Here is a 4,371-nt window from a genome sequence, read left to right as displayed (position 1 = left end):
CAGCCAGGTTCCGCACCCCCGCCGACGTCACCGCGTTCCTCGCGCACAGCAACTCAACAGAGATCAAATCGGCACGTTGATTCTCTGCGAGCCCTTAGCCTGCATCCCAGCTCGGTCATAAGGTTCTGGCATGTCGTGGACACCACTCGTTGCCGCGGTAGTCGGCGCCGTCATTGCGATGGCCTCGACGCTGCTCGTTGAACGACGTAGGACGCAACGAGAAGACGCAGCAGAATGGCGACGGACCCGCCAGTCTCTGTACTCGCAGTTTTTGGCCGTCCATGCCCAGGCGGGCAGCGACTTGAGGAACATTGCGTCCACGCCTGATCTCGAACTTGGCGAACGGTATCGACGAGCGCGAGCCGCCTACACGGTTTGTTACGTCTCCCGCCACGAGCTGGAGCTACTCGCGCCTGACTCTGTCGTGCACCCCGCGTATGAGTGCAGTCGCTCGGTCCGAGCAATGCGCGACGCCGTCAGCGCGGGCGCAACGCTCGACACCCCCGAACTCACCAACCAGTACCTGGACTTTCGACTGCAGACGACAGTCGCCACGCGAAGCGATCTCGGGCCGGGGCGCCGCTGAACCGCAGAGGTTTCTTCGGGCGGCCGGTTGGCAGGAGGAGACGGCTCTTGGAGAAGGTGAGACCCCTTCCACCTGTGATCACTTTCTGGGGCTCAGCTGGGTGACTCCGCTGAGAACCCGCCCTCAGCGAGGTGCCCCAGCGGCCGGCCGGTGTCGGCCTGCGCGGCCAAGAGCGCGGCGGCCTCCGCAGCTTCGGTGAAGGTCGGTCCCTGCCAGGCGTCCGGGACCGGAGCCGGGCCTCGCGCACGGGAGGACTCCTCGCTGGGCGTCGATGAGCGGCGCGGGAAATTCGGGTGCGTCGGTCATGGGTGTGATGTTAATTCTGGGGTACGACAGGAGACTGTTAGTGAGGCTGCTGTGCAGCTGGGGGCCGCGTGGGTGATTCCGCGGCAGTTCCTATCCATCGGTGAGTGAGGTAGCACGTGCGGGAATCGGTTCAGCGCCAGCGGGTCGAGACGGTGACGGGCAAGCGGATCCCGGTCGGGCCGCAGCCGCAGTGGCAAAACCTGTTCATGGCCCCCGCGTACCCCGACGGGATCCTCGATGACGTACTGGACGCAGCAGTTGTTGTCTCGCCGTCTGTCCGGCGGCGCGGCGTACGCCGCGCCGCATAGCCACTGCCTCCCGGGACCGTGTCCCCAGCCTGCGGCGGTCGTTGGACTGAGAAACCACGTCCCCCGTGGCAATGCCGTCAGACCCGCTGCCACCCCCGCGCGGGTCTGACGTGTTTCTTGGCTCGGCGTTCTACAGGCCGCCGTACTCCTCCTGGGGCGGCCGCCCGGAGTGCGAGCGACCGCCCTGCCGGTCTGCTTGGCTACCGGCCCTTGGCGGCTTCCTTGAGCTTCGAGCCCGCGGCGACCTTCACGCCGTAGCCGGCGGGAATCTTCATCGCCTCGCCGGTGGCAGGGTTGCGGCCCTCGCGCGCGGCACGGTGGGTCCGCTCGAACGTCACAAAGCCAGGAATGGTGATCTTTTCGTCGCCCTTGGCGACCACGTCGCCGACGGTGACGGCGAACGCCGTCAGAATGGCGTCGGCGTCCTTCTGGGTCACCTCGGCGCGCTCGGCCAGCGCGGCCACCAGTTCACTGCGGGTCATATCGGTACTCCACTTCGCGCTTCGGACGCCCCCCGCTCCACGAGCAGGGGAACAGATCAAGTTCCCCATGCTGCCACCCACCACCGACAACCCGCGCGCGCCCCGTCGGCTCATGCTCCGAACGGCCCCGACAACGGCAGGGCCCCACGCGGCGTGCGAAGCGAAGCGCGGGGCCCTTGAAGGATGATTGCGGTCCTGTCGCTCATCCCACAGATGACAGTAGGCGCCACAAGAGTGCCTCACATCTGCGAGGCGCCCGTGCCGACGACGTGCGGTCGTCGTAAACGCTGCAACACCGCGGTCTGGGCGACACCACAGCTGGCTCAGCCCTTCGGGCGGGCGATCCACCCCTTGATCTCGGCGGCGGTCTCGCGCACGCCCAGGGCGTCGCGGTCGATGCGCTCGGCGAGGTCGGCGGCCTGCTTTGCTCCGGCCGTCACCACGAGGCCGGAGGCAGACAGGTACGCCGCCGCGACGGCCGCGCCGAACAGCTCGTTCATGCTCTCCAGGGCGTGCACCCGGATGAGCTGATGCATGAGCGCGGCCGCCCGGTGCCACGGCTCGGGGTAGACCTGGGTGTCCATCACCTTGTCGGCGTGCCGGGCCACGGCGGCCGCCAGCGACCCGAAGTCGATCACGTCCGGGTCTGCCTGGAGCGAGTGGTGCGCGACGTCGAGCAGCCAGGCGCGGTCGATATGCAGGATCACGCGGCGGCCTGCCCCGGGGCCGCCTTCTTTCCGGGCACCTCGTGGCCGAAGCGCTCGGCAAAGGTGTCGCCCCAATCCTCGACGAAGTACGCGGCCGCGCCGAGGAAGCGATGCCGCATGTCGTTGCCCTCGTCCGAGGCCACCTGCCGCATGTAGTCGTGGACCTCCAGGCCGACGGCGGCCGCGCGCTGCTCGATGACCGCGTACTCGTCGTCATCGAGCCTGATGTTGATCTGTTTCTTCGCCATACGGAAAAGCGTAGCGGCTTGTACGACCTGCTACACGAGGTTCGCGCCTCTCCGAGGAGTAGAACTCGCGAAGCTGCAGGCAAGAGCTCGCTCGTGAGGGCCGTAAGCGCCCGTGCCGGCCGTAGACCCTGTGAACGGCCGGGCATGACCGAACAGGTGCCCCACCAGGATGGAGCCAGCGTGATCGATGCCGTCGATTCACAGGTTGCCCCGGCGCGCACGGGACAACGCGTATAGCTCTGGGAAGCCGCGTGGGAGCGCCCCCGGGGAACAGCGCAGCAGTACACGCTCGTCCCCGACCGACACGCCGTCGGCCTTCCCTCTCATGCCCCGTTCGAACTCGGCGCCTTCAGGGACATGACCAGCCCTGCGGGCGAGCGATCCAGGCCTTGATCTCGGCGGCGGCCTCGCGCACGCCCGGAGCGTCGCGGTCGATGCGGTCAGCCAGGTCGGCAGCCTGCCCGTCCTTCCAAGGGGGCCTTGCGGCAAGATCAAGGGCATGGACCTGGAGGGGATCGGCGCCGTGGGCGCCGCAGGCGTCGCGCTGCTGGGCATCGGGGGTGCGCTTCTCGTCGGCCGGTGGCAGATGCGGGGCGCGGTGAGGCAGGCCGAGGAGACCGCCAGAGCGGGCCTCCAGCAAGCCGAAGCCACCTATCGCGGGGCGCTGGATGCCGTACACGCCGAGTCCTCGGCTGCGTTCCTCCAATGGCGGCGCGGTATGCAGCGGGAGGCGGCTCATTCTCTCCTCTTGGCTTGTGACCAGGTCGGTGCTGCCGGAGATCGACTCAAAGAGGCAGCTCGTGTGGACCCGCACTCCCCCTCCCCTGCACAAGGCGAGATCGAGCTTGCCGACGCCATGCACGCGCTGCGATCCGCGACCTTCGCCGTAGAGCTGGAAGGCCCTCAGTCGGTCTATCTCGAAGCCCAGCGCTACTCCACGAGCACGATGGCAAGGGGCGACCATCTCAAGGAGGAAGTCCGGCGGATCCGCGCGCTGGCCTGCCTGGAGAGACATCGCCTTGAAGCGATCGACGCCTTCGATGCAGGCAACATCGCAGGCGGTGCCCCTCTGGAGTCCCTTCCGGGCTACGAGGTCTGGCAGGCCTTCCAACTGCTGATGATGGCCACCAAGGACCACCCGGACCAGGTCGAGCGGGACAGTTCTGCCGCGTTCAGGCCCCGTGGTGAGCCGGTGAGGTCGGCTTACAGAAGGTTCTACGCGGCAGTGGAGGCCCTTCCGCACAGCGATTCAGTTCACCAGCACGCCCGAATCCTCTACCAGACAGGTCTTCGGTCGACCGAGTTCCAGGTCCCTCCCGACGGCGGCCGGACTCCGAACGAACTTGTTCTACGAGACATCCTCAACGGTCAGGCGAACGCACGAACAGCCTTCATCGCCGCTGCCAGTGCGGAACTCGCCCGGCCGTTCCACTCCTCATAGGGCCACCGTCATCGAGTGCTCCAGCCGCCGTCGAGACGCCCTAACGTCGGCCGCCCGCCCGAGCGCGACCCGCGGCAGATCATGAACGCAATGCTGTACGTGGACCACATCGGGCCCCCGTGCGCCATCCGCCCGTCGACTTCTGTCCCGGAGACAGCATCGGCGAAACGCACGTCATCCGGTCGCGCCGGTCGACCTGTGCTGCTTGGCACGTGATCTTTTCTCTACGTACATCCGCTGGTCAGCGGATTGCAGCACTTCTTCGGCGGTCATCCCGCAGTGCGCCCAGCCGA

5 protein-coding genes are annotated in these 4,371 nt (G+C 67.4%); 1 reads left to right on the top strand and 4 read right to left on the bottom strand.

The features are described from left to right. Nucleotides 1-1,400 precede the first annotated feature (1,400 nt). The 4 genes from ACFVDP_RS43830 to ACFVDP_RS43815 all read right to left on the bottom strand — a co-directional run bounded on the left by ACFVDP_RS43830 (nucleotide 1,401) and on the right by ACFVDP_RS43815 (nucleotide 3,316). Nucleotides 1,401-1,682, bottom strand: a complete 282-nt coding sequence (locus ACFVDP_RS43830) for an HU family DNA-binding protein (protein WP_383503428.1) — start codon at nucleotides 1,680-1,682, stop codon at nucleotides 1,401-1,403. 323 nt (nucleotides 1,683-2,005) lie between these two features. After that, nucleotides 2,006-2,389 carry a fic family toxin-antitoxin system, toxin component gene (locus ACFVDP_RS43825; protein WP_383503427.1) on the bottom strand — a complete coding sequence of 128 codons (384 nt, stop codon included), beginning with the start codon at nucleotides 2,387-2,389 and terminating at the stop codon, nucleotides 2,006-2,008. Next, a complete protein-coding gene (locus ACFVDP_RS43820; protein ID WP_383503425.1) occupies nucleotides 2,386-2,637 on the bottom strand; it encodes a plasmid mobilization protein in 252 nt (83 codons plus the stop codon). The genes ACFVDP_RS43825 and ACFVDP_RS43820 overlap by 4 nt, the downstream gene beginning before the upstream one ends. A gap of 349 nt (nucleotides 2,638-2,986) precedes the next feature. After that, nucleotides 2,987-3,316 carry a hypothetical protein gene (locus ACFVDP_RS43815; RefSeq protein WP_383503423.1) on the bottom strand — a complete coding sequence of 110 codons (330 nt, stop codon included), beginning with the start codon at nucleotides 3,314-3,316 and terminating at the stop codon, nucleotides 2,987-2,989. Between the two features lie 123 nt (nucleotides 3,317-3,439). Between ACFVDP_RS43815 and ACFVDP_RS43810 the strand changes: the two genes are divergently transcribed. Beyond that, nucleotides 3,440-4,078 carry a hypothetical protein gene (locus ACFVDP_RS43810; protein ID WP_383503421.1) on the top strand — a complete coding sequence of 213 codons (639 nt, stop codon included), beginning with the start codon at nucleotides 3,440-3,442 and terminating at the stop codon, nucleotides 4,076-4,078. Nucleotides 4,079-4,371: the final 293 nt, after the last annotated feature.

Source organism: Streptomyces sp. NPDC057694 (assembly GCF_042799415.1).
In the GTDB taxonomy this organism is placed as follows: Bacteria; Actinomycetota; Actinomycetes; order Streptomycetales; family Streptomycetaceae; genus Streptomyces.
Note: the sequence above shows the minus strand (reverse complement) of the source record. Positions and strands in the feature narration are given on the sequence as shown.